The 22,859-nt window shown below is 54.9% G+C and carries 21 protein-coding genes and 1 tRNA gene; 15 read left to right on the top strand and 7 right to left on the bottom strand.

From position 1 onward, the window contains the following. Nucleotides 1-23: 23 nt before the first annotated feature. The 10 genes from cheR (at nucleotide 24) to K7B04_RS19865 (ending at nucleotide 11,622) form a co-directional block, all read left to right on the top strand. Complete coding sequence (gene cheR, locus K7B04_RS19910) at nucleotides 24-890, top strand: protein-glutamate O-methyltransferase CheR (protein WP_223802830.1); 867 nt, start codon at nucleotides 24-26, stop codon at nucleotides 888-890. Beyond that, nucleotides 887-1,936 (top strand): chemotaxis response regulator protein-glutamate methylesterase, encoded by a 1,050-nt coding sequence (locus K7B04_RS19905; protein ID WP_064544649.1) that lies wholly within the window; start codon nucleotides 887-889, stop codon nucleotides 1,934-1,936. Before cheR ends, K7B04_RS19905 begins: the two co-directional genes overlap by 4 nt. Before the next feature lie 16 nt (nucleotides 1,937-1,952). Then, entirely contained in the window at nucleotides 1,953-2,342 is a 390-nt protein-coding gene (gene cheY, locus K7B04_RS19900; protein ID WP_024552273.1) for a chemotaxis response regulator CheY, read from the top strand. A gap of 10 nt (nucleotides 2,343-2,352) precedes the next feature. Beyond that, nucleotides 2,353-2,997, top strand: a complete 645-nt coding sequence (gene cheZ / locus K7B04_RS19895; RefSeq protein WP_163449515.1) for a protein phosphatase CheZ — start codon at nucleotides 2,353-2,355, stop codon at nucleotides 2,995-2,997. Between the two features lie 200 nt (nucleotides 2,998-3,197). Then, complete coding sequence (gene flhB / locus K7B04_RS19890) at nucleotides 3,198-4,352, top strand: flagellar biosynthesis protein FlhB (protein WP_163449521.1); 1,155 nt, start codon at nucleotides 3,198-3,200, stop codon at nucleotides 4,350-4,352. Continuing rightward, on the top strand, nucleotides 4,345-6,426 hold the full coding sequence (gene flhA / locus K7B04_RS19885) for a flagellar biosynthesis protein FlhA (RefSeq protein WP_223802829.1): 2,082 nt from the start codon (nucleotides 4,345-4,347) through the stop codon (nucleotides 6,424-6,426). Before flhB ends, flhA begins: the two co-directional genes overlap by 8 nt. Continuing rightward, entirely contained in the window at nucleotides 6,426-6,821 is a 396-nt protein-coding gene (locus K7B04_RS19880; protein ID WP_064544662.1) for a flagellar protein FlhE, read from the top strand. The genes flhA and K7B04_RS19880 overlap by 1 nt, the downstream gene beginning before the upstream one ends. Nucleotides 6,822-7,090: 269 nt before the next feature. Beyond that, nucleotides 7,091-8,677 (top strand): MFS transporter, encoded by a 1,587-nt coding sequence (locus K7B04_RS19875; RefSeq protein WP_163449513.1) that lies wholly within the window; start codon nucleotides 7,091-7,093, stop codon nucleotides 8,675-8,677. A 4-nt stretch (nucleotides 8,678-8,681) separates the two neighbouring features. Continuing rightward, nucleotides 8,682-9,821 (top strand): glycoside hydrolase family 105 protein, encoded by a 1,140-nt coding sequence (locus K7B04_RS19870; protein ID WP_163449512.1) that lies wholly within the window; start codon nucleotides 8,682-8,684, stop codon nucleotides 9,819-9,821. Between the two features lie 232 nt (nucleotides 9,822-10,053). Next, on the top strand, nucleotides 10,054-11,622 hold the full coding sequence (locus tag K7B04_RS19865) for an MFS transporter (protein ID WP_167575558.1): 1,569 nt from the start codon (nucleotides 10,054-10,056) through the stop codon (nucleotides 11,620-11,622). Nucleotides 11,623-11,643: 21 nt separating this feature from the next. Here the strand turns inward: K7B04_RS19865 and mrdA are convergent, their stop codons facing one another. The 4 genes from mrdA to K7B04_RS19845 all read right to left on the bottom strand — a co-directional run bounded on the left by mrdA (nucleotide 11,644) and on the right by K7B04_RS19845 (nucleotide 15,732). Further along, on the bottom strand, nucleotides 11,644-13,515 hold the full coding sequence (mrdA, locus tag K7B04_RS19860; protein WP_223802828.1) for a penicillin-binding protein 2: 1,872 nt from the start codon (nucleotides 13,513-13,515) through the stop codon (nucleotides 11,644-11,646). A 427-nt stretch (nucleotides 13,516-13,942) separates the two neighbouring features. Further along, nucleotides 13,943-14,030: transfer RNA gene (locus K7B04_RS19855), tRNA-Ser, on the bottom strand. 145 nt (nucleotides 14,031-14,175) lie between these two features. Then, on the bottom strand, nucleotides 14,176-14,853 hold the full coding sequence (locus tag K7B04_RS19850; protein WP_163447956.1) for an isochorismatase family protein: 678 nt from the start codon (nucleotides 14,851-14,853) through the stop codon (nucleotides 14,176-14,178). An 18-nt stretch (nucleotides 14,854-14,871) separates the two neighbouring features. After that, nucleotides 14,872-15,732: a pirin family protein gene (locus tag K7B04_RS19845; RefSeq protein ID WP_167575559.1), complete on the bottom strand. Its 861-nt coding sequence runs from the start codon at nucleotides 15,730-15,732 to the stop codon at nucleotides 14,872-14,874. A 114-nt stretch (nucleotides 15,733-15,846) separates the two neighbouring features. On the opposite strand from K7B04_RS19845, the gene K7B04_RS19840 reads away from it, so the two are divergent. Further along, nucleotides 15,847-16,752: a LysR family transcriptional regulator gene (locus K7B04_RS19840; RefSeq protein ID WP_223802827.1), complete on the top strand. Its 906-nt coding sequence runs from the start codon at nucleotides 15,847-15,849 to the stop codon at nucleotides 16,750-16,752. A gap of 29 nt (nucleotides 16,753-16,781) precedes the next feature. Here K7B04_RS19840 and K7B04_RS19835 read toward each other — a convergent pair whose 3' ends face one another. Both K7B04_RS19835 and K7B04_RS19830 read right to left on the bottom strand, forming a co-directional pair. Continuing rightward, nucleotides 16,782-17,513: a MerR family transcriptional regulator gene (locus K7B04_RS19835; protein ID WP_167575561.1), complete on the bottom strand. Its 732-nt coding sequence runs from the start codon at nucleotides 17,511-17,513 to the stop codon at nucleotides 16,782-16,784. A 220-nt stretch (nucleotides 17,514-17,733) separates the two neighbouring features. After that, the gene (locus K7B04_RS19830) at nucleotides 17,734-18,954 is read right to left on the bottom strand and encodes a diguanylate phosphodiesterase (RefSeq protein WP_163447960.1); all 1,221 of its coding nucleotides are present in this window, start codon (nucleotides 18,952-18,954) and stop codon (nucleotides 17,734-17,736) included. Between the two features lie 327 nt (nucleotides 18,955-19,281). Here K7B04_RS19830 and ycgZ point away from each other — a divergent pair, with 327 nt between their 5' ends. From ycgZ to K7B04_RS19810, 4 genes are all read left to right on the top strand, one after another. Further along, a complete protein-coding gene (gene ycgZ / locus K7B04_RS19825; RefSeq protein ID WP_163447961.1) occupies nucleotides 19,282-19,521 on the top strand; it encodes a regulatory protein YcgZ in 240 nt (79 codons plus the stop codon). A 63-nt stretch (nucleotides 19,522-19,584) separates the two neighbouring features. Further along, nucleotides 19,585-19,890: a hypothetical protein gene (locus K7B04_RS19820; RefSeq protein ID WP_163447962.1), complete on the top strand. Its 306-nt coding sequence runs from the start codon at nucleotides 19,585-19,587 to the stop codon at nucleotides 19,888-19,890. Between the two features lie 39 nt (nucleotides 19,891-19,929). Beyond that, nucleotides 19,930-20,196 (top strand): biofilm development regulator YmgB/AriR family protein, encoded by a 267-nt coding sequence (locus K7B04_RS19815; RefSeq protein ID WP_223804200.1) that lies wholly within the window; start codon nucleotides 19,930-19,932, stop codon nucleotides 20,194-20,196. 92 nt (nucleotides 20,197-20,288) lie between these two features. Next, on the top strand, nucleotides 20,289-20,849 hold the full coding sequence (locus K7B04_RS19810; RefSeq protein ID WP_163447963.1) for a LuxR C-terminal-related transcriptional regulator: 561 nt from the start codon (nucleotides 20,289-20,291) through the stop codon (nucleotides 20,847-20,849). A 74-nt stretch (nucleotides 20,850-20,923) separates the two neighbouring features. Here K7B04_RS19810 and argS read toward each other — a convergent pair whose 3' ends face one another. Further along, nucleotides 20,924-22,657: an arginine--tRNA ligase gene (argS, locus tag K7B04_RS19805; protein ID WP_163447964.1), complete on the bottom strand. Its 1,734-nt coding sequence runs from the start codon at nucleotides 22,655-22,657 to the stop codon at nucleotides 20,924-20,926. Between the last annotated feature and the right edge of the window lie 202 nt (nucleotides 22,658-22,859).

Below are 22,859 nucleotides of genomic sequence, written 5' to 3'. Positions count from 1 at the left end.
ATGATGTGATGTAAGAAGGCGCTATGACTGTATCTCTGCCAAATGGGCGATCGCAATTACTGAGCCAGCTGACGCAGCGCCTGACGCTCACCGACGCGCAGTTTCGTCGGATCTGCCAACTGATCTACCAGCGCGCCGGAATCGTGCTGGCAGATCACAAACGTGACATGGTTTACAACCGACTGGTTCGGCGCCTGCGGGCGCTGAATCTGGATGATTTTGGCCATTATCTCAGCCAACTGGAGGCCAACGGCGACAGCGCGGAGTGGCAGGCGTTTATCAATTCGCTGACCACCAACCTGACGGCGTTCTTCCGCGAGGCGCACCATTTTCCGACGCTGGCGGAGCATGCTGCGCGCCGGCAGGGTGAGTACCGGGTCTGGAGCGCCGCGGCGTCGACGGGGGAAGAGCCGTATTCCATCGCCATTACCCTGGCCGATACCCTGGGCACCGCGCCGGGTCGCTGGAAGGTGTTTGCCAGCGATATTGACACTGAAGTACTGGAAAAGGCGCAAAACGGCATTTATCGCATGGAAGAGTTGAAAACGCTCTCCCAGCAGCAGTTGCAGCGCTATTTCATGCGCGGAACCGGCCCGCACGAGGGGCTGGTGCGGGTGCGTAACGAGCTGGCGAACTATGTGGATTTCACCACGCTGAACCTGCTGAACGCCCACTACAACGTTCCCGGGCCATTTGACGCTATCTTTTGCCGTAACGTAATGATCTATTTCGATAAAACCACACAGCAGGAGATCCTCAAGCGCTTTGTGCCCCTGCTGAAACCCGACGGGCTGCTGTTTGCCGGGCATTCGGAAAACTTTAGCCATCTTGCCCGTGAGTTCAGCCTGCGCGGCCAGACGGTCTATGCGCTAAGTAAGGGAAGAGCATGAGTAAAATCAGAGTCTTGTCGGTAGATGATTCGGCGCTGATGCGCCAGATCATGACGGAGATTATTAATAGCCACGACGACATGGAGATGGTGGCGACTGCGCCGGATCCGCTGGTGGCTCGCGACCTGATTAAAAAATTCAATCCAGATGTGCTGACGCTGGACGTGGAAATGCCGCGCATGGACGGCCTCGATTTTCTCGAGAAGCTGATGCGCCTGCGGCCGATGCCGGTGGTGATGGTCTCCTCGCTGACCGGCAAAGGGTCGGAGGTGACGTTGCGCGCGCTGGAGCTGGGCGCGGTGGACTTTGTCACCAAGCCGCAGCTGGGCATTCGTGAAGGGATGCTGGCCTACAGCGAAACCATTGCCGATAAAGTGCGCGCCGCCTCCCGCGCGCGCATTAGCGCCCACAAGCCATTAGCCGCGCCGGTGACGCTAAAAGCCGGCCCGCTGCTCAGCTCTGAAAAGCTGATTGCTATCGGCGCCTCTACCGGCGGCACGGAGGCGATTCGCCACGTGCTGCAGCCGCTGCCGCTCTCCAGCCCCGCGCTGCTGATTACCCAGCATATGCCGCCGGGCTTTACCCGTTCGTTTGCCGAACGGCTCAACAAGCTGTGCCAGATTACGGTGAAAGAGGCGGAAGACGGCGAGCGTGTGCTGCCGGGCCATGCCTACATCGCGCCAGGCGACAAGCATATGGAGCTGGCGCGTAGCGGCGCGAACTATCAAATCAAGATTCACGACGGGCCGCCGGTTAATCGCCATCGCCCGTCGGTTGATGTGCTGTTTCATTCGGTCGCGAAGCACGCGGGGCGCAATGCCGTGGGGGTGATCCTCACCGGCATGGGCAACGACGGTGCGGCCGGGATGCACGCGATGTACCAGGCCGGTGCCTGGACCATCGCGCAGAATGAAGCCAGTTGTGTGGTGTTCGGCATGCCGCGCGAGGCCATCAATACCGGTGGCGTCAGCGAAGTGGTCGATCTTAGCCAGGTAAGCCAGCAGATGCTGGCGAAAATCAGTGCCGGACAGGCAATACGTATTTGATCAGGAGAATTATTTTATGGCGGATAAAGAGCTTAAGTTTTTGGTTGTGGATGACTTTTCCACCATGCGTCGCATCGTACGCAACCTGTTAAAGGAACTGGGATTTAACAACGTTGAAGAAGCGGAAGACGGCGTTGACGCGTTAAACAAATTGCAGGCAGGCGGGTTTGGCTTCGTGATTTCCGACTGGAACATGCCAAACATGGACGGTCTGGAACTGCTGAAAACCATCCGCGCTGACGGCGCGATGGCGGCCATGCCGGTGTTAATGGTGACTGCGGAAGCGAAGAAAGAGAACATCATTGCTGCTGCGCAGGCCGGTGCCAGCGGGTACGTGGTGAAACCGTTCACCGCCGCGACGCTGGAAGAAAAGCTGAATAAAATCTTCGAGAAACTGGGCATGTGAGGTGACAGTCATGATGCATTCTTCTATTAAGCCCGGCGATGAACACTCCGCCGCGGACATTATTAGCCGCATCGGCAATCTGACCCGCATGCTGCGCGATAGCCTGCGCGAACTGGGGTTGGATCAAGCCATTGCAGAAGCGGCGGAGGCGATTCCCGATGCGCGCGACCGTCTCGACTACGTGGTGCAAATGACCGCGCAGGCCGCTGAGCGTGCGCTCAACAGTGTTGAAGCCTCTCAGCCGCATCAGGATGAAATGGAAAAAGGCGCGAAAGCGCTGACACAACGCTGGGATGCGTGGTTTGAAAATCCGATCGAGCTGGCCGATGCCCGCGAACTGGTGAGCGATACGCGTAAATACCTTGGCGACGTGCCGGGGCATACCAGTTTCACCAATGCGCAGCTGCTTGAAATCATGATGGCGCAGGATTTCCAGGACCTCACCGGTCAGGTTATCAAGCGCATGATGGATGTGATTCAGGAGATTGAACGCCAGCTGCTGATGGTGCTTCTGGAGAATATTCCGGATCAGGGATCGCGGCCAAAACGTGAAAATGACAGCCTGCTCAACGGGCCGCAGGTCGATACCTCCAAAGCGGGCGTCGTCGCCAGCCAGGATCAGGTGGACGATCTGCTCGATAGCCTGGGCTTCTGATCCCTCTGCGCAGATTTTGCCGGGCTGCACTGCGTTTTCCCGACTAACCTCTGGCACATGGCTGTTCCCTCATGGGGCGGCCATCGCCATTCTCTCCCCGGTTAACGGTCGAATTCCTTCCTTTTCATTCCTTTATTCTGCGCATTGGCAAACGCGCGTCTCGCGATAATACTCGCGACCGTATTTGCGAGAGTGAAGCCGTGGCAGAAGAAAGCGACGACGACGACAAAACAGAAGACCCCACACCCCAACGGCTTGAAAAAGCGCGCGAAGAGGGGCAAATTCCGCGTTCCCGCGAACTGACATCGCTGCTGATGCTGCTGGTGGGCGTTTGCGTGCTCTGGCTGGGCGGGGAGTCTCTCGCCCGTCGATTGGCCAATCTTCTTTCTGGCGGGCTGCGCTTTGACCACAGCATCGTCAGCGATCCTAATCTGATCCTTGGGCAAATTATTCTGCTGCTCAAAGAGGCCATGCTGGCGCTGCTGCCGCTGATTGTCGGCGTGGTGACGGTGGCGCTGGTGGCGCCGATGATGCTCGGCGGGCTGGTATTCAGTACTAAATCGCTCGCTTTCAAGCTCGACAAACTTAACCCATTGCCCGGTATTAAACGTATGTTCTCCGCGCAAACCGCGGCAGAGCTCACCAAAGCCATTATGAAAGCGGTGCTGATGGGCTCCGTGGCGGGTTTTTTCCTGTGGATGCACTGGCCGCAGATGATGCGGCTGGTCAGCGAGTCGCCGCTGTCGGCGATGGGTAACGCGCTGAACATGGTCGGACTGTGCGCGCTGCTGGTGGCGCTGGGCATTATTCCGATGGTCGGGTTCGACGTCTTCTGGCAAATCCACAGCCATCTGAAAAAGCTGCGCATGTCGCGCCAGGACATCCGCGATGAATTCAAACAGAGCGAAGGCGACCCGCACGTGAAAGGGCGTATTCGCCAGATGCAGCGTGCGGCGGCGCGGCGTCGCATGATGGCGGACGTGCCGAAGGCCGACGTTATCGTGAATAACCCGACTCACTACTCGGTGGCGTTGCAGTATGACGAAAACAAAATGAGCGCACCGAAAGTGGTGGCAAAAGGCGCGGGCCTGGTGGCGCTGCGCATTCGCGAAATTGGCGAAGAGAACCGAATTCCGATGCTGGAAGCCCCCCCGCTGGCGCGTGCGCTGTATCGCCATGCCGATATCGGCCAGCAGATCCCCGGCCAGCTGTACGCGGCGGTCGCAGAAGTGCTGGCGTGGGTATGGCAACTGAAGCGTTGGCGACTGGCGGGCGGCGTGCCGCCGAAAAAACCGGATAACATACCGGTGCCTGAGGCACTGGATTTTTTGAACGAGAAGGACTCTGATGGCTAATCTTGTCGCAATGCTGCGTCTCCCCGGCAACCTGAAATCTACCCAGTGGCAGGTGCTTGCCGGGCCGGTGCTGATCCTGCTGATTCTGTCGATGATGGTGCTGCCGTTGCCGGCTTTCGTCCTCGATCTGCTGTTCACCTTTAATATCGCACTTTCCATCATGGTGTTGTTGGTGGCAATGTTCACCCAGCGCACGCTGGAATTTGCCGCTTTCCCAACCATTCTGCTGTTCACCACGTTACTGCGCCTGGCGTTGAACGTCGCCTCCACCCGTATCATTCTGATGGAAGGGCATACCGGCGGCGCGGCGGCGGGGAAGGTGGTAGAAGCCTTCGGCCACTTCCTCGTGGGCGGTAACTTCGCCATCGGTATCGTGGTGTTTATCATCCTCGTGATCATCAACTTTATGGTTATCACCAAAGGTGCGGGTCGTATCGCCGAAGTGGGCGCGCGCTTCGTGCTGGACGGGATGCCGGGTAAACAGATGGCGATTGACGCCGATCTCAACGCCGGAATTATCGGCGAAGACGAGGCCAAGAAGCGTCGCGCAGAAGTGACTCAGGAAGCCGACTTCTACGGTTCAATGGACGGCGCCAGTAAGTTCGTGCGCGGCGATGCGATCGCCGGGATCCTGATTATGGTGATTAACGTCATCGGCGGTCTGCTGGTGTGCGTATTGCAGCACGGGCTGGATCTCGGCAAAGCGGCGGAATCCTATACGCTGCTGACCATCGGTGATGGCCTGGTAGCCCAGATTCCGGCGCTGGTTATCTCTACCGCCGCGGGTGTCATTGTGACGCGCGTCAGCACTGAGCAGGATGTCGGCGAGCAGATGGTGGGGCAGTTGTTCAGCAACCCGCGCGTGATGCTGCTCAGCGCCGGGGTACTCGGGCTGCTGGGGCTGGTGCCGGGAATGCCGAACCTGGTGTTCCTGCTGTTTACCGCGGCGCTGCTGGGGCTGGCATGGTGGATTCGCGGACGCGAAATGAAAGCGCCGGAGCAACCACAGCCGGTGAACGTGCCGGAGAGCAGTTCACAGGCCGTTGAAGCCACCTGGAGCGACGTGCAACTGGAAGATACGTTGGGGATGGAGGTGGGTTACCGTCTGATCCCGATGGTCGATTTTCAGCAGGACGGCGAGCTGCTGGGGCGTATTCGCAGCATCCGTAAGAAGTTTGCGCAGGAGATGGGCTTCCTGCCGCCGGTGGTTCACATCCGCGACAATATGGATCTTTCGCCGGCGCTGTACCGTATTCTGCTCAAAGGCGTGGAAATTGGCAGCGGCGAAGCCTATCCGGGGCGCTGGCTGGCGATTAACCCCGGCACTGCCGCGGGAAGTTTGCCGGGTGAGGTGACAACCGATCCGGCGTTTGGCCTGGATGCTATCTGGATTGAGAGCGCGTTAAAAGAGCAGGCGCAGATCCAGGGCTTTACGGTGGTGGAAGCCAGTACGGTGGTGGCGACACACCTGAACCATTTAATTAGCCTGCATGCCTCGGAGCTGTTTGGCCGTCAGGAAGCACAGCAGCTGCTGGATCGCGTGACCCAGGAAATGCCGAAGCTGACCGAAGATTTAGTGCCGGGCGTGGTCACGCTGACGACGCTGCACAAAGTGCTACAAAATCTGCTCGATGAGAAAGTACCGATTCGCGATATGCGCACCATTCTCGAGACGCTGGCGGAGCATGCGCCGATTCAGACCGACCCGGGCGAACTGACTTCGGTGGTGCGCGTGGCGCTAGGCCGGGCTATTACCCAGCGCTGGTTCCCGGGCAACGACGAGGTGCAGGTGATTGGGCTGGATACGCCGCTGGAGCGCCTGCTGCTGCAGGCGTTGCAGGGCGGCGGCGGGCTGGAGCCAGGGCTGGCAGACAGATTGCTGGCGCAGACGCAGGAGGCGCTGGCGCGTCAGGAGATGCTGGGCGCGCCGCCGGTGCTGCTGGTCAATCATGCGCTGCGTCCTCTGCTGTCGCGCTTCCTGCGCCGTAGCCTGCCGCAGCTGGTGGTGCTGTCGAATATGGAACTCTCCGACAATCGTAATATCCGCATGACCGCGACCATTGGAGGTAAATAATGCCGCGATTTCTTCCGCTGCTTTGCCTCCTGCCGTGTCTGGCGCAGGCGGCGGGTGAGGGGGCTTGGCAGGCCAGCAATATTGGCATTACGCTTAACCATCGTGGCGTGGCGGCCTCGTCACGCCCGCTGTCACCATCGCAACCGGTGCAGGGCGCAACCACGCTGGTTGCCTGGCGCTATGAACTCAACGGGCCGATTCCTGCCGGACTGCGTACGCGTCTGTGTTCGCTTTCGCGCTGTACGGAGCTGGATGCCCTCAGCGGCACCACGATGGCGTTCAATCAGGTTTCCGCCGCTGAGCCGTTTCGTTTTATTTGGGAAATTCCTGGTGGCGGGCGATTAATTCCCGCTCTACAGGTTAAAAGCATTCAAATCATCGTTAACTACCGCTAAGCGCCACACATTCCTCCACTCGCTGCCAGATTATGGTGGCGAGCTCGCATTTCTGGCCCCTGCTTTTGATTGTAAAGAAACGTTGTTTTATAAATCAGTGATGCATATGCCACGACTCTTTGCATTTTTGCCAACCCTACGCCCGCACTGGCAGAAATAGGAAGGTATCCCTTGATGCATACTTTTACTGTAGCCGTGTCAGTACTCCTTTTGTCTCAGCCTTAGCGAGGGAAGGAGATTCATAATAAAAAGCACAGGATTGACGGCTAATGAATAGAACGCGAAAAATAGGACTGGTGAATTACTTCGCCTACGGGTCGGGAGATTTTCTCGGCGCGGGTACGACAGCGTTGACCGCTGCATGGCTTCTCTATTTCTATACCACTTTCTGCGGGTTAAGCCCCATTGAGGCGACCTTTATCTTCGCCACCGCCAGGGTTCTGGATGCGGTGGTCAGTCCGTTAATGGGCTTCCTGACCGACAACTTCGGCTCCACGTGGTTGGGTAAACGCTTCGGTCGCCGTAAGTTCTTTATTCTGTTGGGTATTCCTTGTGTGTTCAGTTATTCCTTTATGTGGATAGGGGACATGGGCTTCTGGTATTACCTCCTGACCTATCTGATTTTTGACGTGGTCTACACCATGATTCTGGTGCCGTACGAAACGCTGGTACCGGAAATGACCGACGATTTCAAACAGAAAACCAAGTTCTCCGGCGCGCGTATCGGTATGGCGCAGATGTCCGCCATTCTGGCCTCTTTCCTGCCGGGTATCCTGCTGACTCACTTTGGTAAAGACAACGCTATCTCTTTCTTCTACGCCAGCCTGGTGTTCTCCGTACTGTGCGCGCTGATGCTGACCTTCGTCTGGTTCTTCACCTGGGAACGCCCGCGTGAAGAGTGGACAGCGGCAGCTCTGAAGGCGGAAGAAGAGAAAAAGCACCTGACCTTTGGTCAGAGCATGAACCGCCTGTTTGTCGAACTGAGCTCCACGCTGCGCATTAAGATTTTCCGCCAGCATTTGGGCATGTACCTCGGCGGCTATATTGCCCAGGACGTGTTCAACGCCGTCTTTACCTACTACGTGGTGTTTGTGCTGATGCAGGAAGCTTCCGTGGCTTCTAACCTGTTGGGTACGATGGCGATTTTCCAGTTCATTGCCGTTATCGCCATGATCCCGCTGTGCATCCGCTTCGGACCGGCGCCGTCTTACCGCATGGTTGTCGTCCTGTTTGGTTTGGGGTCTTTCTCCTACGCCGCGCTGTACTATGCAGGCATGAGCGACATCTACTCGCTGCTGCTGCTGATCTCCGCTATCGCAGGTCTGGGGCGCGGGGGCATCAACTATGTACCGTGGAACACCTACACCTATATTTCTGACGTCGATGAAGTGATCACTGGTCAGCGTCGCGAAGGGATCTTCGCCGGCATCATGACCCTGACGCGCAAAGCCTCTCAGGCCGGTGCGGTCATGCTGGTGGGGATCATCATGCAGCTGTCCGGTTTTGTGTCCGGCCAGAAAACGCAGCCGCCTGAAGTCAGCCATACCATCCTGATGATCCTCAGCATGGGCACCATCATCGTTTTGGCGTTGGGCTTCCTCGTTTCCCTGCGCTTTAAGCTGAACCTGAAAACTCACAGCGTGCTGCGTGAAGAAACCGCGAAAATGCGGGCGTCTGGCCACGTGGTGCCGGAGACCGTCACGCCGCAAGCGCGCGCTACGGTCGAGATGCTGGCGGGGATGCCTTATGAATCCCTGTGGGGCAACAACAACATTGGCTACCTGAATCGTAACAAACCTGCTGCACCTTCACTGAAGCAGGCTGCAACATTGAATTCGACTTACAACAGAGGTTAAGAATATGAAAGTTTGGCCCGTCAAACATAGCCCATTATTACGACAGCCGGAGCGCTTTATCTCCCGGGAAGAGCTGAAAGCCTTGATTCAGACGGTGACGAACAATCTGGTGAATATCAAGGATGAAACCGGCCAATTTCTGCTGCGCCTGGACGATGGCCGTATCATTGATACCAAAGGATGGGCGGGCTGGGAATGGACGCATGGCGTAGGTCTGTACGGTATTTATCAGTACTACCAGCAGACCGGCGATGTGGCGATGCGCGATATTATCGACAACTGGTTTGCTGACCGTTTTGCCGAGGGCGCTACCACCAAAAACGTCAACACCATGGCGCCGTTCCTGACGCTGGCCTATCGCTATGAAGAGACGGGTAATCCGGCGTACCTGCCGTGGCTCGATAGCTGGGCGGAATGGGCAATGAACGAGATGCCGCGCACCGAACACGGCGGCATGCAGCACATTACTCTGGCGGAGGAAAACCATCAGCAGATGTGGGATGACACGCTGATGATGACCGTGCTGCCGCTGGCGAAAATCGGTAAGCTGCTGAATCGCCCGGAATACGTGGAAGAGGCGGTGTATCAGTTCCTGCTTCACGTGCAGAATCTGATGGACCGGGAAACCGGCCTGTGGTTCCACGGCTGGAGCTACGAAGGCAACCACAACTTTGCCAACGCCCGCTGGGCGCGCGGCAACAGCTGGTTGACCATCGTGATCCCAGACTTCCTTGAGCTGGTCGATCTGCCGGAAAACAACGCGACGCGTCGTTACCTGGTGCAGGTGCTGAACGCACAGATTGCCGCGCTGGCGAAATGTCAGGATGAGAGTGGCCTGTGGCACACGTTGCTGGACGATCCGAACTCCTATCTGGAAGCATCGGCGACTGCCGGTTTTGCCTACGGTATTCTGAAAGCGGTGCGCAAGCGCTACGTCAGCCAGGAGTATGCGAGCGTTGCGGAAAAAGCGATCAAAGGCATTGTGAAGCACGTATCTCCGGAAGGCGAACTGCTGCAAACTTCCTTCGGTACCGGGATGGGGTCTAACCTCGATTTCTACCGCGAAATCCCGCTGACCTCTATGCCGTACGGGCAGGCGATGGCGATCCTGTGCCTGACCGAGTATTTACGTAAGTTCTTCTAAGTTCTCATTCTTCAGCCACCCGGCAGCGTCAGTTGCCGGGTTTTTTATTACCCAGCTAATCAAAATTTTTTGAAATTTTCACTTTTGGTTATAAAAAATTTTTAAGTGGATCGCATTCCTGTGTGATGAGTAATAGCCGTAATGACATTAGTGATATAGCTCACATTTAACCCGCCGCCATAAGAATATAAAAACAGTGTTTCAAAATAATAAAACACGAGGTTTATTTTTCATGGCAAGAAATACGGCTTCAGCCCCCCACGGGCTGCAGGGAAGACCTGTCAATCTGCGCCATCAATTGGCATACGGAGGCGGAAACCTCTTAGGTAGCGGCGCGCTGGCGATCAGCGGCGCGTGGCTGTTGTACTTCTACACCACCTTCTGCGGACTGACGTTAATCGAAGCCGCGTTTATTTTCTCCGTCGCCAGCGTCATTGACGCCATCAGTAACCCGCTGATGGGTTACCTCACCGATAACTTCGGCAAAACGCGCCTCGGTAAGCGCTTTGGCCGCCGCCGCTTCTTCCTGCTGATCGGCATTCCGCTGATGATGTTCTACCCGTTGCTGTGGGTGGAAGGGCTGAGTTTCTGGTACTACCTGTGCACCTATGTGATGTTTGAGATTATTTATACCTCCGTCATGGTGCCGTATGAAACATTAGCCACCGAAATGACCGACGACTTCGCGCTGCGCTCGAAGCTGACAGGCTATAAAGCGATTTTCGGCAAACTGGCCAACTTCCTCGCCGCCTTTATTCCGGGGCAGTTCATTCTGCTGTACGGCAAAGATTCAGCGACCCCGTTCTTCCTGACTGGCTTAACCTACGGCGTTATCCTGATCGCGGCGGTGGCCTGCCTGTGGTACAACAGCTGGGAACGTCCGCGCGAAGAAGAGACGGAAGTGCAGGCGAAAACCGGTTTGCTGAATACGCTGCTGTCGCTGGCGAAAGATATGCGCTCAACCTTCTATCTGCGCGTATTCCGTAAGCATCTGGGCATGTACCTGTGCGGCTTTGGCGCCGAGTGGCTGTTTGCCTCCATTTTTACCTACTTTGTTATTTTCGTTCTCCAGCACGATCCGGCGATGGTTGCCGGGCTGAACAGCCTTAACTCTATTCTGCAGCTGATCTCCACGGCGCTGTTTATCGGCCTGTGCGTGAAAAAAGGCTTCAGCAAGCCGTACATTATTGCGTTGAGCATCGTTATCTTCGCCGTGTTGCTCTATACCTCGCTGTGGTTCTTCCATCTGCCGGTGCATCTGGCGACCATTCTGATGTTCGGCATCACGATCATTTTCGGCCTGGGGACCGGCGGCGTGTACTACATTCCGTGGACCGTTTACACCTTCCTCGCCGACGTTGATGAAGTCTATACCGGCCGTCGCCGTGAGGGCATCTATGCCGGCGCGATGACCTTCTCCGGCAAGATTCTGCGTTCGATTATCGTGTTTGTGATGGGGGCCATCCTCAGTTACTACGGCTTCCAGTCAAAAGCCCACGTACAGCCGGAAAGTGCGGTTAACGCGATTGCGGTGGTGTTCTGTGGCGGCGTAGCGTTGCTGGCGCTGATGGCGATTGTCTTCAGTAAACAGATGAAACTGGATCGCGAAACGCACAAAGTGGTGTTGCAGGAAGTCGCGCGTATTAAAGCAGGCGGCAAGCTTGAGGATATCACCCCGGAAGTCCGTGCGGTGGTGGAAGATCTGGTAGGGCACCGCTACGAAGAGTGCTGGGGCAATAGTCCGCTGTTTAAAAACGACGACGCCCCTGTTGTTGTGGAAGCGGTTTCCGCCGGGCGCTAAGGCACCCGACGTTCATGCCTCTTACCCCTGGGACGGCGGCTGCGGCTGACCGTTCTGGGGGGCAAAAAGATGGTCGAGGATTTGGCGCATTACCGGCGCCGCGACCACGCCGTCACTCCCCCCATTTTCCAGCACCAGCGCCACGGCCACCTGTGGATTTTTATACGGCGCAAAGGCGGTATAAAAAATATGGTCGCGCAGGCGCGTTGGAATCATCTTCGCGTTATAGGTCTGGTTCTCCTTCAGGCTAAATACCTGAGAGGTGCCGCTTTTAGCCGCAATACCGTACGGCGCGGTGTGGAAGAATTTGTAGCCGGTGCCGTTCGGTGCATTCGCCATGCCGAACATCGCCTGGCGTACCAGATTCCAGTAAGGTGAAGAGGCGCTGGCAATCTGCGTTTCATTTTTGGGTTCCCGATAGGGTGTCACCGTGTTGCCGGATTCCTCATCCTTTAGCAGGTGAGGGGGGATGACGCGACCATTATTGAGCAGTGCCACCATCGCTTTCACCATTTGAATTGGCGTGGCTATCCAGTAGCCTTGCCCGATGCCGACCGAGATCGTATCCCCCTGATACCACGCTTTTTTATGCACCCGCTCTTTCCAGCTGCGGCTAGGCAACAGACCGTTGTACTCTTCATCAAGATCGATGCCGGTTGGCTTGCCGTAGCCGAACTGGCTGAGCATATTATGAATGCGGTCGATACCCATCATATACGCCACCTGATAAAAGAAGGTGTCGGCAGACTCTTCAATCGCTTTGGTCACGTCGAGCATACCGTGACCGGTTTTCTTCCAGTCGCGGTAATGGCGCTGAGTCCCCGGCAGGGTCCAGGTCGGTGCGCCGAAGAAGCTGGTTTGTGGGCTAATTACGCCGTCGAGCAGCGCCGACATCGCCATATAAGGTTTGACGGTTGAGGCGGGCGGGTACAACCCTTGGGTCACGCGGTTAATCAGCGGCAGATCTTTATCCTGCAACAGCGTGTTGTAGTCCTGATAGCTGATACCTTTGACGAAGGGGTTGGGGTCATAGCTTGGGTTAGAGACCATCGCCAACACGGAACCGTCGTGCGGATCCTCCACCAGTACGGCGGCGCGTTGGCCAACCAGCAGGCTCTCAATATACTCTTGTAGATGCAGATCCAGCGTGAGGTGAATATCTTTACCCGCCACCGGCGGCACGTCTTTTAACAGACGAACGATACGCCCGTGGTTATCCACTTCCACTTCCTGATAGCCGGTTTTTCCGTGCAGCTCGTTTTCGTAATAACGCTCGATACCCTGCTTACCAATGTTGTGGTCGGCGGCATAGTTCTCGGTAATCCCTTCTTTATCCAGCGTTTTGAGATCGGTATCGTTGATTTTCGACACGTAGCCCAGCACGTGCGCTAATTCGGCACCATACGGATACTGACGGTCCTCATAACTGTCTATGGTCACGCCGCTGAAACGGAACTGATTCACGGAGAAACGGGCAATTTCGACGTCGGTCAGCGCGTTTTTCAGCACTACCGGGCGATAGCGGCTGCTTGATTTTAATGCCTTGTGGAATTGTTCGATATCATCTGGCGTCAGGTCGACAAGGGGCGTCAACTGGCGCAGCAGGGCATCCATATTACTGACTTTATAGGGTGTAACAGAAATATCGTACCAGGTAACGTTTTTGACCAGCGGAATGCCGTTGCGATCGTAGATGATGCCGCGCGTCGGCGCGACCGGCAGCATTTTGATGTCGTTGGCGTCCGAACGGGTGGTGTAGTAGTCGTGTTCATCAACCTGGAGATGATACAGGTTGAAAATCAATATGCTAAAGCAGATGACGACCAGGCCAAAGGCCACTAGCGCGCGACGCAGAAAGAGTTTTCTCTCCGCTTCATAATCTCGAAATGTCATGAACGGTACCCAGTGTATAAGCCGCCTAATGATACGGAGCGGTTACTGGCATGACAGGCAAAAAATGTACCATCCCTCCTGGAAATGTGTCATTCCTTGTGTTTTGTAACAAATTGCGCGCGAGATGGGGAATAAGGCCAAAAAAACGGTCGTTGTAGATGAATGCTTCTTTAGATATGGAGTGGGAAGGCGTGCAACATGCAAACAAAAAGCCCGTACTTTCGTACGAGCTCTCTCTCGAATATGGCGGTGAGGGGGGGGATTGACTCGCTTCGCTCGCCCCTTCGGGGCAGCCCGCTCACTGCGTTCGCGGTCTGTCCAACTGGCTGCGCCAGTTGTCGAACCCCGGTCGGGGATTCTCATCCCCCCGCAGGCGTGCAACATGCGAAAAAAAGCCCGTACTTTCGTACGAGCTCTTTCTTAAATATGGCGGTGAGGGGGGGATTCGAACCCCCGATACGTTGCCGTATACACACTTTCCAGGCGTGCTCCTTCAGCCACTCGGACACCTCACCATATTGTTTCGCTGCTCACCGTAGGTGGTCAACGGGGCGCTACTATAGGGAGTTGACCTGAAACGGTCAAGCATAATTTATGCATTCTTTTCCGTTCGGTTAAGCATTGAGCACTCCCCCGCGAAAAACAGCGGGAGAGTGGCGATTAGCGCTGGGAATCAAGCTGTTCGCTATTCTTCACCACATCCTGCGCTTTCGTGTAGCTTTCGATAAGCAGCTGATAGGCCGGGAAGACTTTGGTGTAAATCTCGGCCCATTCGGCGGCGTCCGGACGGTTCCAGGTCCGCTGCAGCTCGGAAGCGACGGCTGCGGTATCCATCGGTACGACACCGGCCTGCACTACACGGGCGAGCGTGATTTCCTGCGCCATTTTGCTGTAGGTGCCGGAGGCATCGATCACCGCAAACACTTTATAACCGTCAGCAACGGCGGCAATCGCCGGGAACGCCATGCAGACGCTGGTGATGGTGCCGGCGATAATCAACGTTTTACGGCCGGTCGCTTTCACCGCGGCGACGAACTCCGGGTTATCCCAGGCGTTGATTTCGCCTTTACGCGCGATGTATTGCGCATGCGGCGCGTTTTCATGAATTTCCGGAATCAAGGGGCCGTTTGGCCCTTGTGGTACGGAAGCGGTGGTGATCACCGGCAGCCCGGCAAGCGTGGCCATCTTCGCCAGCGCCGCGGCGCGTGCGCGCAGCTCAGGCATTGGCATATCGCCAACCGTCTGGAACAGACCGCTTTGATGGTCAATTAACAGCATTGCGGTATCATTCACATCAATAACCGGACGTGCACCGTTGAAATTAGCGGGAGTAGACATTCCTTTCACCTCTGTTGTTTATATTTGACCAAAGCGGCCGGAGTTAAAATCGCGTACAGCTTCAGCGATTTCGGTTTGACTGTTCATCACGAAAGGGCCGTAACCAACAATCGGTTCATTAATAGGTTCGCCAGCGAGTACCAGCACTTTCGCATCGCTGTTGGCGTGCAGATGCACACGTTCACCCTGATGGCTGAATACCACCAGTTGCGCTTCCTGCACGGTGCTTTCACCGTTGACCGTGACGCTGCCTTCCAGTACCACCAGCGCGGTGCTCCAGCCATCGGGCTGCGTGAAGGTGGTCTCTTTATTCTGTTTAAGCTGCATATCCCAGACGTTAAGCGCTGAGAAGGTGCGGGCCGGACCCGTGGCGTCGGCGTAACGTCCGGCGATTGCCCGCAGCGATCCGCTGTCGTCTGGCAAATCGACCACAGGAATGGCTGCAGCTTCAATGCTCTGATAGCCCGGCGCAGTCATTTTGTCTTTTGCCGGCAGGTTGACCCACAGCTGAATCATCTTCAGTTCGCCACCGCGATTGGCAAACGCCGCCGAGTGAAACTCCTGATGCAGAATTCCCGCACCTGCCGTCATCCACTGTACGTCGCCTGGGCCAATAACCCCGCCTTTACCGGTGGAGTCACGGTGTTCCACTTCGCCGGCGTAGACGATCGTGACCGTCTCAAAACCACGGTGCGGATGCTCGCCGACGCCGCGCTTTGCGCCATCTGCCGGGAAGCTGTGCGGCCCGGCGTAGTCGAGCAGTAAAAATGGGCTCAGGCTTTCGCCGTGCGACTGATACGAAAAGAGCGAACGTACCGGGAAGCCATCGCCCACCCAGTGCGGACGTGGCGCGGTATAAACACCTGTAATCTTTTTCATCTGTTTCTCCTGGGGAGTGAGCGTTGATGTGGATTAGCTTATATTCAGGATTAAATTCCCGGTAGATGGCAAAAATGGCCTACACTGTTGCAAAAATAGAACAATGGAGTGGATATGCAGGATCTCAATGATTTCGCGTGGTTTGTCCGCGTGGTCGATCACGGCGGTTTCGCGGCGGCGGGTAGGGCGCTGGATATCCCCAAATCGAAACTCAGTCGCCGTATTGCCCAGCTGGAAGAACAGCTCGGCGTACGTTTGATTCATCGCACGACCCGGCAGTTTACGGTGACCGAGGTCGGCCAGACCTTTTATCAGCACTGTAAAGCGATGCTGATTGAAGCAGAGGCGGCGCAGGAGGCAATTGCGGTGCTACGGGCTGAACCGCGCGGCAGCGTCAGGTTGACCTGTCCGGTTACACTGCTGCATGTTCACGTCGGTCCGATGCTGGCGCGCTTTATGATGCGCTATCCCGGCATACAGATTCAGCTTGAAGCCACCAATCGGCGGGTTGATCTCGTGGCGGAGGGCATCGATGTGGCGATTCGCGTTCGACCCAGGCCTTTTGACGATAGCGATCTGGTCATGCGTGTGCTGGCCGATCGCGGACACTGCCTGGTGGCTAGCCCGTCGCTGGTGGAGTCCTTGGGTAAACCCCGCTCGCCGGATGAGCTCAGCCGCTGGCCGGGGCTGAGTATGGCGGCCGGAAAGCATGTTCATAAGTGGTTACTCGGTGGGCCGGAAGGAGCAAAAGCAGAGGTCCATTTCACGCCGCGCCTGATTACTGGCGATATGCTGGCGCTGCGCGAAGCCGCTGTTGCGGGGGTTGGCGTAGTGCAACTGCCGATCCTGATGGCCCGAGAGCAGTTGGCAAATGGCACGCTGGTTCGTGTACTGGACGACTGGGAGCCGAAACGCGAGGTGATTCACGCGGTGTTTCCTTCACGCAGAGGACTATTGCCAGCCGTGCGGGCGCTGGTGGATTTCCTCAGTGAAGAGTATGCGCAGATGATTGAGGAGTAATTTACCGTCGGCAGTCTGCCACCGGTAAATCATACATGGTGAAAAATCAGGGAATAACCTTGCTCGCGCCAGTGCTGTAATAGCTCCTGTTGCCGACGGGTTGGCGTGATGCCGGTCCAGACAATCAGCTGCTGTCCGGGAAACAGCTCCGGGCGAGGAGATTCCTGGGGTTCAGCGAGCACGGCAATATGCCAGCCTTGCTGAGACAGACGCCAGGCTTCAAGCCACAGACGGGTGCGGTCTTCGGTATCCCAGCCGATAAGCAGTGCATCTTTCCCTGCTTTTTTACGCGCTTCGGCGAGGCAGGAACAGACAAACTCAATCAGAACACCGTCAAGGAGGCTACACATGATGCGCGCGGTATTTTGATCGAGGCTGATGCGCTGGCGGACGGGGATAAAAACGTGGTCGATCAGGTCGCCAGAAGCGTGTTCGCGGCTCAGGGCGCGGATTTTAGCCCGCAGTTTGGCGGGATGCGCAAAGCGAAGCGCCGCCATCATTTCTTCCTGCAGCGTCAACCAGTCGTCGTGGGCCGTGACCTTACTTTGTTCCAGCAGGGCTTTCACTTTGCCCACTGGTACGCCGTTCTTAATCCAGCGTTTTATCTCTTCGATACGCTGGATGTCCTCCTCGTCAAACTGGCGATGCCCACCTTCACTTCTTTGGGGTTTCAACAACCCATAGCGACGTTGCCAGGCTCGAAGGGTGACAGGGTTGATACCACATCGTTCGGCGACATCGCCTATGCTGTAAAATCCCATTCAGCCCTCATCTCTATGCTTGTACGTCTCGTGAAATAATTACGTATCGGTACCAATTGTACAATTTATAATTTATTGTACAGCTGGTTTTTAATCAAGCGAAGCGAGAAAAGCCCTAATATGGTCGGGATGTGAAGAGGAACAAATTATCTCGTTGATATAAAGGAGAAAATGATAGCCTTACGCCTGCCACCTGGCGGTGACAGGGGAACATATGCGGTTACAATTCAGTTTTTTTCTCAGGCCATGCCACGGCGGGGATGCCGTGAAAACAGGGGGATGCAAACAAATGGCCCTGGAATTCCGTGATGCCAGCTGACTCCAGCCACATCCACTCTTCTGCCTTTTCCACGCCCACTGCGGATACCCCAATTTCAAGCGAAGTACAGCATTTAATAATGGCATGAATAATGGCCTGACGTGGCCCGCTTTTGTGTACATCCTGAATAAGGTCGCGGTTGATCTTAATTCTGTCGGGTTGAAATTGCGCGAGCAACTGCAGGCCAGCGAATCCCGCGCCAAAGTGATCGATAGCGACACTTATCCCCGCGCCTTTCAACGCGCGTACCGCGCGGCTAAAGCCATCGAACTGGGAAATGGCTTCGCTTTCAGTGAATTCCACGATGATCTGCTCAGGAACGAGATGATTCTCGGCGATGGCCTGAAGCAATATTTCGACCGCATCCGGCACGTTGACCAGCGTCATCGGCAAAATATTGACGGACAGAGTGCAGTCGCCCAGATCCAGCGCCGCGGCCAGCGCAAAAGCCGTCTTTTTGCTATGTAAATCTGCCAGATAGATCTCATCGCTGCTCAGGCCAGCGAAATAGGCCTGCGGTGAGTCGCCAGAGGTGGTACGTAGCAGCGCTTCAAGGGAGATAACTTCACGAGCGAGAGGGTCGATGATCGGCTGAAAGGCAAAACCGCAGCTGGCCTCGGGGTTTAACTGTTGAGGAGAAAGGCGTCGAGTCCGTTCAGTCGCGATAAAATCCCAACTATCGGCAGAGGGGATTTCGAAGTAATTCTCTTTTTCGATGGCTTCCACGAAAGTCCGGAAAAACTGCAACGCACGATCGCGATAGGTCAGTTGATAGCGTGAGGTTCCCTTATCAAGAATAACTTGTAATACCTCATCCCTTCCGTGTTCGCGCAGATCGAAAAGCTCCATTCCCCTCATACCAAAGCGCCTTGAGGGGCTGTAATCGCAGAGAAGTTCAACCACATTGTAGTGACGGTTATCTGCACAGATAGCGTGATAAATCGCTTTTACGTTCTCTTCAGGGCCTTCAAGTAGCTGGAAAAAGTGGGTGCCGTTGAATAACAGGATCCCCGTTACATCTGCACGATTATTCTTGATATTGGCGTCGGCGACCATACTTTCGAGCGCTTTTACCGGGACATCATCACGAAGATGACTGCGGTAGATAATAGTGGTGAGCATGATTTTCCGGCATAGGAGGGGAATGTCCTCTAACCCTACCAGATTACGCTGCGCTTAACACATTAAATTAACATGGTTTTTACCTGTTAAGCATCTTATGTCTTTCTGGAAATAACTGAGCCCGCTGGCGTCAAACTATCCTCGTGATTTGGTGTACACATATTACGATTTATCTGATGAATTAAATGTCATTAACTATATGAAAATAAAAGATTAGCATTTTTTGTTAAATATGATTCGTTCGGTTGTACAGATTTTGTGTACAATTTTTTGTATCGTTTAATCACACACTGTTTATCTTTTACTTATCTCGTACAGGAGAAACACATGCAGCAAAATGGTTACATTTTTGATACGGCTGGTGCCATTGCACAGTATTTCAATAAGGCCAGCTTGCCAACGCAGCAGGAAACGCTGGGTCAGATTGTGGTCGAGATACTGCACGATGGTCGTCACCTTAACCGTAAAGCGCTTTGTACGAAGTTACTGAGTCGGCTGGAGAAAACCTCGTGCGAGAAGGAGAAAGGCCACTACAACGCGTTGATCGGTCTGCTTTTTGAGCGCTGAATGGCGTACTCAACCCTCGATCGCGGCTGCGAACGAGGGACAATCGAAAGAGAGAGCGTAGTAATGAAGCGAAGTGACATTGAGAAACTGACTGACGAACTTATTGGGCAGGCAGTGTTGTTATTACTCAAGCGTAAGGCGCCGGTAAACTCGATGGCTCTACTTACCGAACTGCGTTCTCTGCAGGCGATCGAAACCGACGCGAGTCGACGCCGTGTCTATACATCGGTCATTGCTGATATTGAGGCGGTACTGATGGATAAAAACCAGGAAACGAAGCAGCAAATCACGCGTGGACAGATGGAAGTGGTCCAATCGTTATCGGGTAAAAGCGCAAGCTTAAACTCAGGAAAGGGAAAAGTGCACTGAGACCTTACTTTTATTAATGGTGAAAAAATGAACGCAGCAATGACTCAACAACCCGATATTTACAGCGCGTTACGCGATCATTCTCTGTCAGACCATTTTCGTCACTCTGGTGAAGTGCTGGCGGAAGAAGCGGTTGTTTTAGGTTCCATCATTCGCCATATTCTGATGCAGGGAGAATGTATTAATAATAAAAATATCATTTTATCCCTTGTACAGCGTTTGGAGGTTACCGAAGACATTGTTCAGGCCGACGTGATTAGAAATACGCTGGAGATTGTTGTGGGTCATACCATGGATGATATTTGAATATAAGGTTCGATAATCGTTAAATATTAAACGGTTGGTCAATAATTTATTATCGACCTTTCCCTGTTTCGCCTTCACTGGATAACTTCATCATGCGTAGAGACGACTATGTACGGACAAAGCATGCCGATTTTTGGCTTTCGGATAATTATCTCAGGCAGGGGCTCGAGAGCATCTTTACCCAGTTCTCATTGGCGGATGACACAATTCGCTATGTGTTTTTAACCGAGCAGAGATACAGTGAAGTTCGCGAATATAATTATGATCTGCAAACAACGAAAATAGTGTTACTGACCGATAGCTCATTCTTTCAATTTCTGAATAACGGATCTATTTATCAATTTCCAATGCGGTCAAGCATTGAGGAATTGCAGCGGTTTGTTATTTCAATTGCTGATAAAACAGAAGAGCCGCGAATGTATAAATCGTCGGTTTCCTTAAGCCAACGTGAACGGCTGTTAATTGATTTAATTAAGCAAGGCAAACGGATCGCCGATATGAGTGAGCTGATGGATCTGCATATCAAAACGGTTTACCAGGCACGCCAGTCGCTGATGAAAAAAATAGGCTGTAGTGGGGCCGTGGATTTGATGCACAAACTGCACAGTGACATCTTCAAAAATTGGCTGGCGGAGAGTCACCGGTTGCATTGAGTTTGCTGCTGGCTGGCCGATGAATAAAAAAAGCCCGCGTACTGACGCGGGCTTTGTTTCATATCTGCATCGAATTACATACGTTCTACGGTTTCAATACCCAGGGTATCGAGGCCGAGCTTCAGCGTTTTCGCCGTCAGCAGCGCCAGCTTCAGGCGGCTATTACGCACCGCTTCGCTCTCGGCAGAGAGGATTGGGCAGTGCTCATAGAAGCCAGAGAACAGACCGGCCAGATCGTACAGGTAGGCGCACATCACGTGCGGCGTACCGTCGCGAGCGACCACGTTCAGCGTCTCTTCGAACTGCAGCAGGCGTGCGGCCAGTTGGGCCTCACGCTCTTCGGTAATGGTAACCGCAGCGTTAACGATCTCGCTTTCTTCCAGCTCCGCTTTACGGAATACGGACAGCACGCGAGTATAGGCATACTGCATATACGGCGCGGTGTTGCCTTCAAAGGCCAGCATATTGTCCCAGTCGAACACGTAGTCGGTGGTGCGGTTTTTGGAGAGATCCGCATATTTCACCGCGCCGATACCGACGGCGTTAGCCAGTTTTTCCAGCTCGTCTGCCGGCATATCCGGGTTCTTCTCTGCCACCAGACGACGCGCGCGCTCCAGCGCTTCATCCAGCAGATCTGCCAGCTTCACGGTACCGCCGGCGCGGGTTTTGAACGGCTTGCCGTCTTTACCCAGCATCATGCCGAACATGTGGTGCTCCAGCGGCACGGAATCCGGAACGTAGCCCGCTTTACGCACGATGGTCCACGCCTGCATCAGGTGCTGGTGCTGACGGGAATCGATGTAATACAATACGCGGTCGGCGTGCAGCGTTTCGTAGCGATATTTCGCACAGGCGATATCGGTGGTGGTGTACAGGTAGCCGCCATCCTTTTTCTGGATGATGACGCCCATCGGCTCGCCTTCTTTGTTCTTGAATTCGTCAAGGAACACCACGGTTGCACCTTCGCTCTCTACCGCCAGACCTTTGGCTTTGAGATCGGCTACGATACCCGGCAGCATCGGGTTGTACAGGCTTTCACCCATCACGTCGTCACGGGTTAGCGTCACGTTCAGGCGATCGTAGGTCAGCTGATTCTGGGACATGGTAATGTCGACCAGCTGACGCCACATTTTACGGAAGTATTCATCGCCGCCCTGCAGCTTCACCACGTAGCTACGCGCGCGCTCGGCGAAGGCTTCGTCTTCGTCGTAATGTTTTTTCGCATCGCGGTAGAAACCTTCAAGGTCCGCCAGCGCCATTTCACCGGCGTTGTCCTGCTGCTGCTTTTCCAGCCACGCAATCAGCATACCGAACTGGGTGCCCCAGTCGCCGACATGGTTGGCGCGGATAACCTTATGGCCCATCAGCTCAAGGGTACGTACCGCGGCGTCGCCGATGATGGTGGAGCGCAGGTGGCCCACGTGCATCTCTTTGGCGACGTTTGGCGCGGAGTAGTCGACCACGATGGTCTGCGCTTCCGGCTGCGCGATGCCCAGACGATCGCTTTTCAGCGCCTGAGTGACATGCTCGGCCAGGAAGGCGGGATCGAGGAAGATATTGATAAAGCCCGGCCCGGCGATTTCCACTTTATTGGCGATGCCATCAAGCTGGAGATGAGACAGTACCTGCTCTGCCAGTTGTCGAGGCGCCATGCCCAGCTTCTTAGCAACCGCCATCACGCCGTTAGCCTGATAGTCGCCGAACTGTACTTTTGCTGACTGACGAACCTGTGGTTCGCAATCGGCAGGTGCGCCTGCCGCAATCATGGCCTGACTGACTTTTTCTGAGAGAAGAGCCTGAATATTCACCGGAATACCTTACGTTTTAGACGCCGTCACCATGCTGGTTCAGCGCCGGGTGTGGATAAATTAAGGCGGGAGTATACTGCATTTGCCGGATGCCGTCAGCATTGGCCCAACGCCGCCTGAACAGGGATTAATCGCTTGTCCGCCTCATAGGTTGGTTCAGCGCCAACAACAGGGTAGATTAGCCTTTTCATTGATTAAGAGT

The organism is Kluyvera sp. CRP, from assembly GCF_019930565.1.
In the GTDB taxonomy this organism is placed as follows: Bacteria; Pseudomonadota; Gammaproteobacteria; order Enterobacterales; family Enterobacteriaceae; genus Kluyvera; species Kluyvera georgiana_A.
This window is presented reverse-complemented; position numbering and strand designations above follow the sequence as displayed.

Coding starts and splice junctions, on each gene's coding strand:
- cheR (WP_223802830.1), top strand. CDS start 24: ATGACTGTATCTCTGCCAAATGGGCGATCGCAATTACTGAGCCAGCTG.
- K7B04_RS19905 (WP_064544649.1), top strand. CDS start 887: ATGAGTAAAATCAGAGTCTTGTCGGTAGATGATTCGGCGCTGATGCGC.
- cheY (WP_024552273.1), top strand. CDS start 1,953: ATGGCGGATAAAGAGCTTAAGTTTTTGGTTGTGGATGACTTTTCCACC.
- cheZ (WP_163449515.1), top strand. CDS start 2,353: ATGATGCATTCTTCTATTAAGCCCGGCGATGAACACTCCGCCGCGGAC.
- flhA (WP_223802829.1), top strand. CDS start 4,345: ATGGCTAATCTTGTCGCAATGCTGCGTCTCCCCGGCAACCTGAAATCT.
- K7B04_RS19880 (WP_064544662.1), top strand. CDS start 6,426: ATGCCGCGATTTCTTCCGCTGCTTTGCCTCCTGCCGTGTCTGGCGCAG.
- K7B04_RS19875 (WP_163449513.1), top strand. CDS start 7,091: ATGAATAGAACGCGAAAAATAGGACTGGTGAATTACTTCGCCTACGGG.
- K7B04_RS19870 (WP_163449512.1), top strand. CDS start 8,682: ATGAAAGTTTGGCCCGTCAAACATAGCCCATTATTACGACAGCCGGAG.
- K7B04_RS19865 (WP_167575558.1), top strand. CDS start 10,054: ATGGCAAGAAATACGGCTTCAGCCCCCCACGGGCTGCAGGGAAGACCT.
- mrdA (WP_223802828.1), bottom strand. CDS start 13,515: ATGACATTTCGAGATTATGAAGCGGAGAGAAAACTCTTTCTGCGTCGC.
- K7B04_RS19850 (WP_163447956.1), bottom strand. CDS start 14,853: ATGTCTACTCCCGCTAATTTCAACGGTGCACGTCCGGTTATTGATGTG.
- K7B04_RS19845 (WP_167575559.1), bottom strand. CDS start 15,732: ATGAAAAAGATTACAGGTGTTTATACCGCGCCACGTCCGCACTGGGTG.
- K7B04_RS19840 (WP_223802827.1), top strand. CDS start 15,847: ATGCAGGATCTCAATGATTTCGCGTGGTTTGTCCGCGTGGTCGATCAC.
- K7B04_RS19835 (WP_167575561.1), bottom strand. CDS start 17,513: ATGGGATTTTACAGCATAGGCGATGTCGCCGAACGATGTGGTATCAAC.
- K7B04_RS19830 (WP_163447960.1), bottom strand. CDS start 18,954: ATGCTCACCACTATTATCTACCGCAGTCATCTTCGTGATGATGTCCCG.
- ycgZ (WP_163447961.1), top strand. CDS start 19,282: ATGCAGCAAAATGGTTACATTTTTGATACGGCTGGTGCCATTGCACAG.
- K7B04_RS19820 (WP_163447962.1), top strand. CDS start 19,585: ATGAAGCGAAGTGACATTGAGAAACTGACTGACGAACTTATTGGGCAG.
- K7B04_RS19815 (WP_223804200.1), top strand. CDS start 19,930: ATGACTCAACAACCCGATATTTACAGCGCGTTACGCGATCATTCTCTG.
- K7B04_RS19810 (WP_163447963.1), top strand. CDS start 20,289: ATGCGTAGAGACGACTATGTACGGACAAAGCATGCCGATTTTTGGCTT.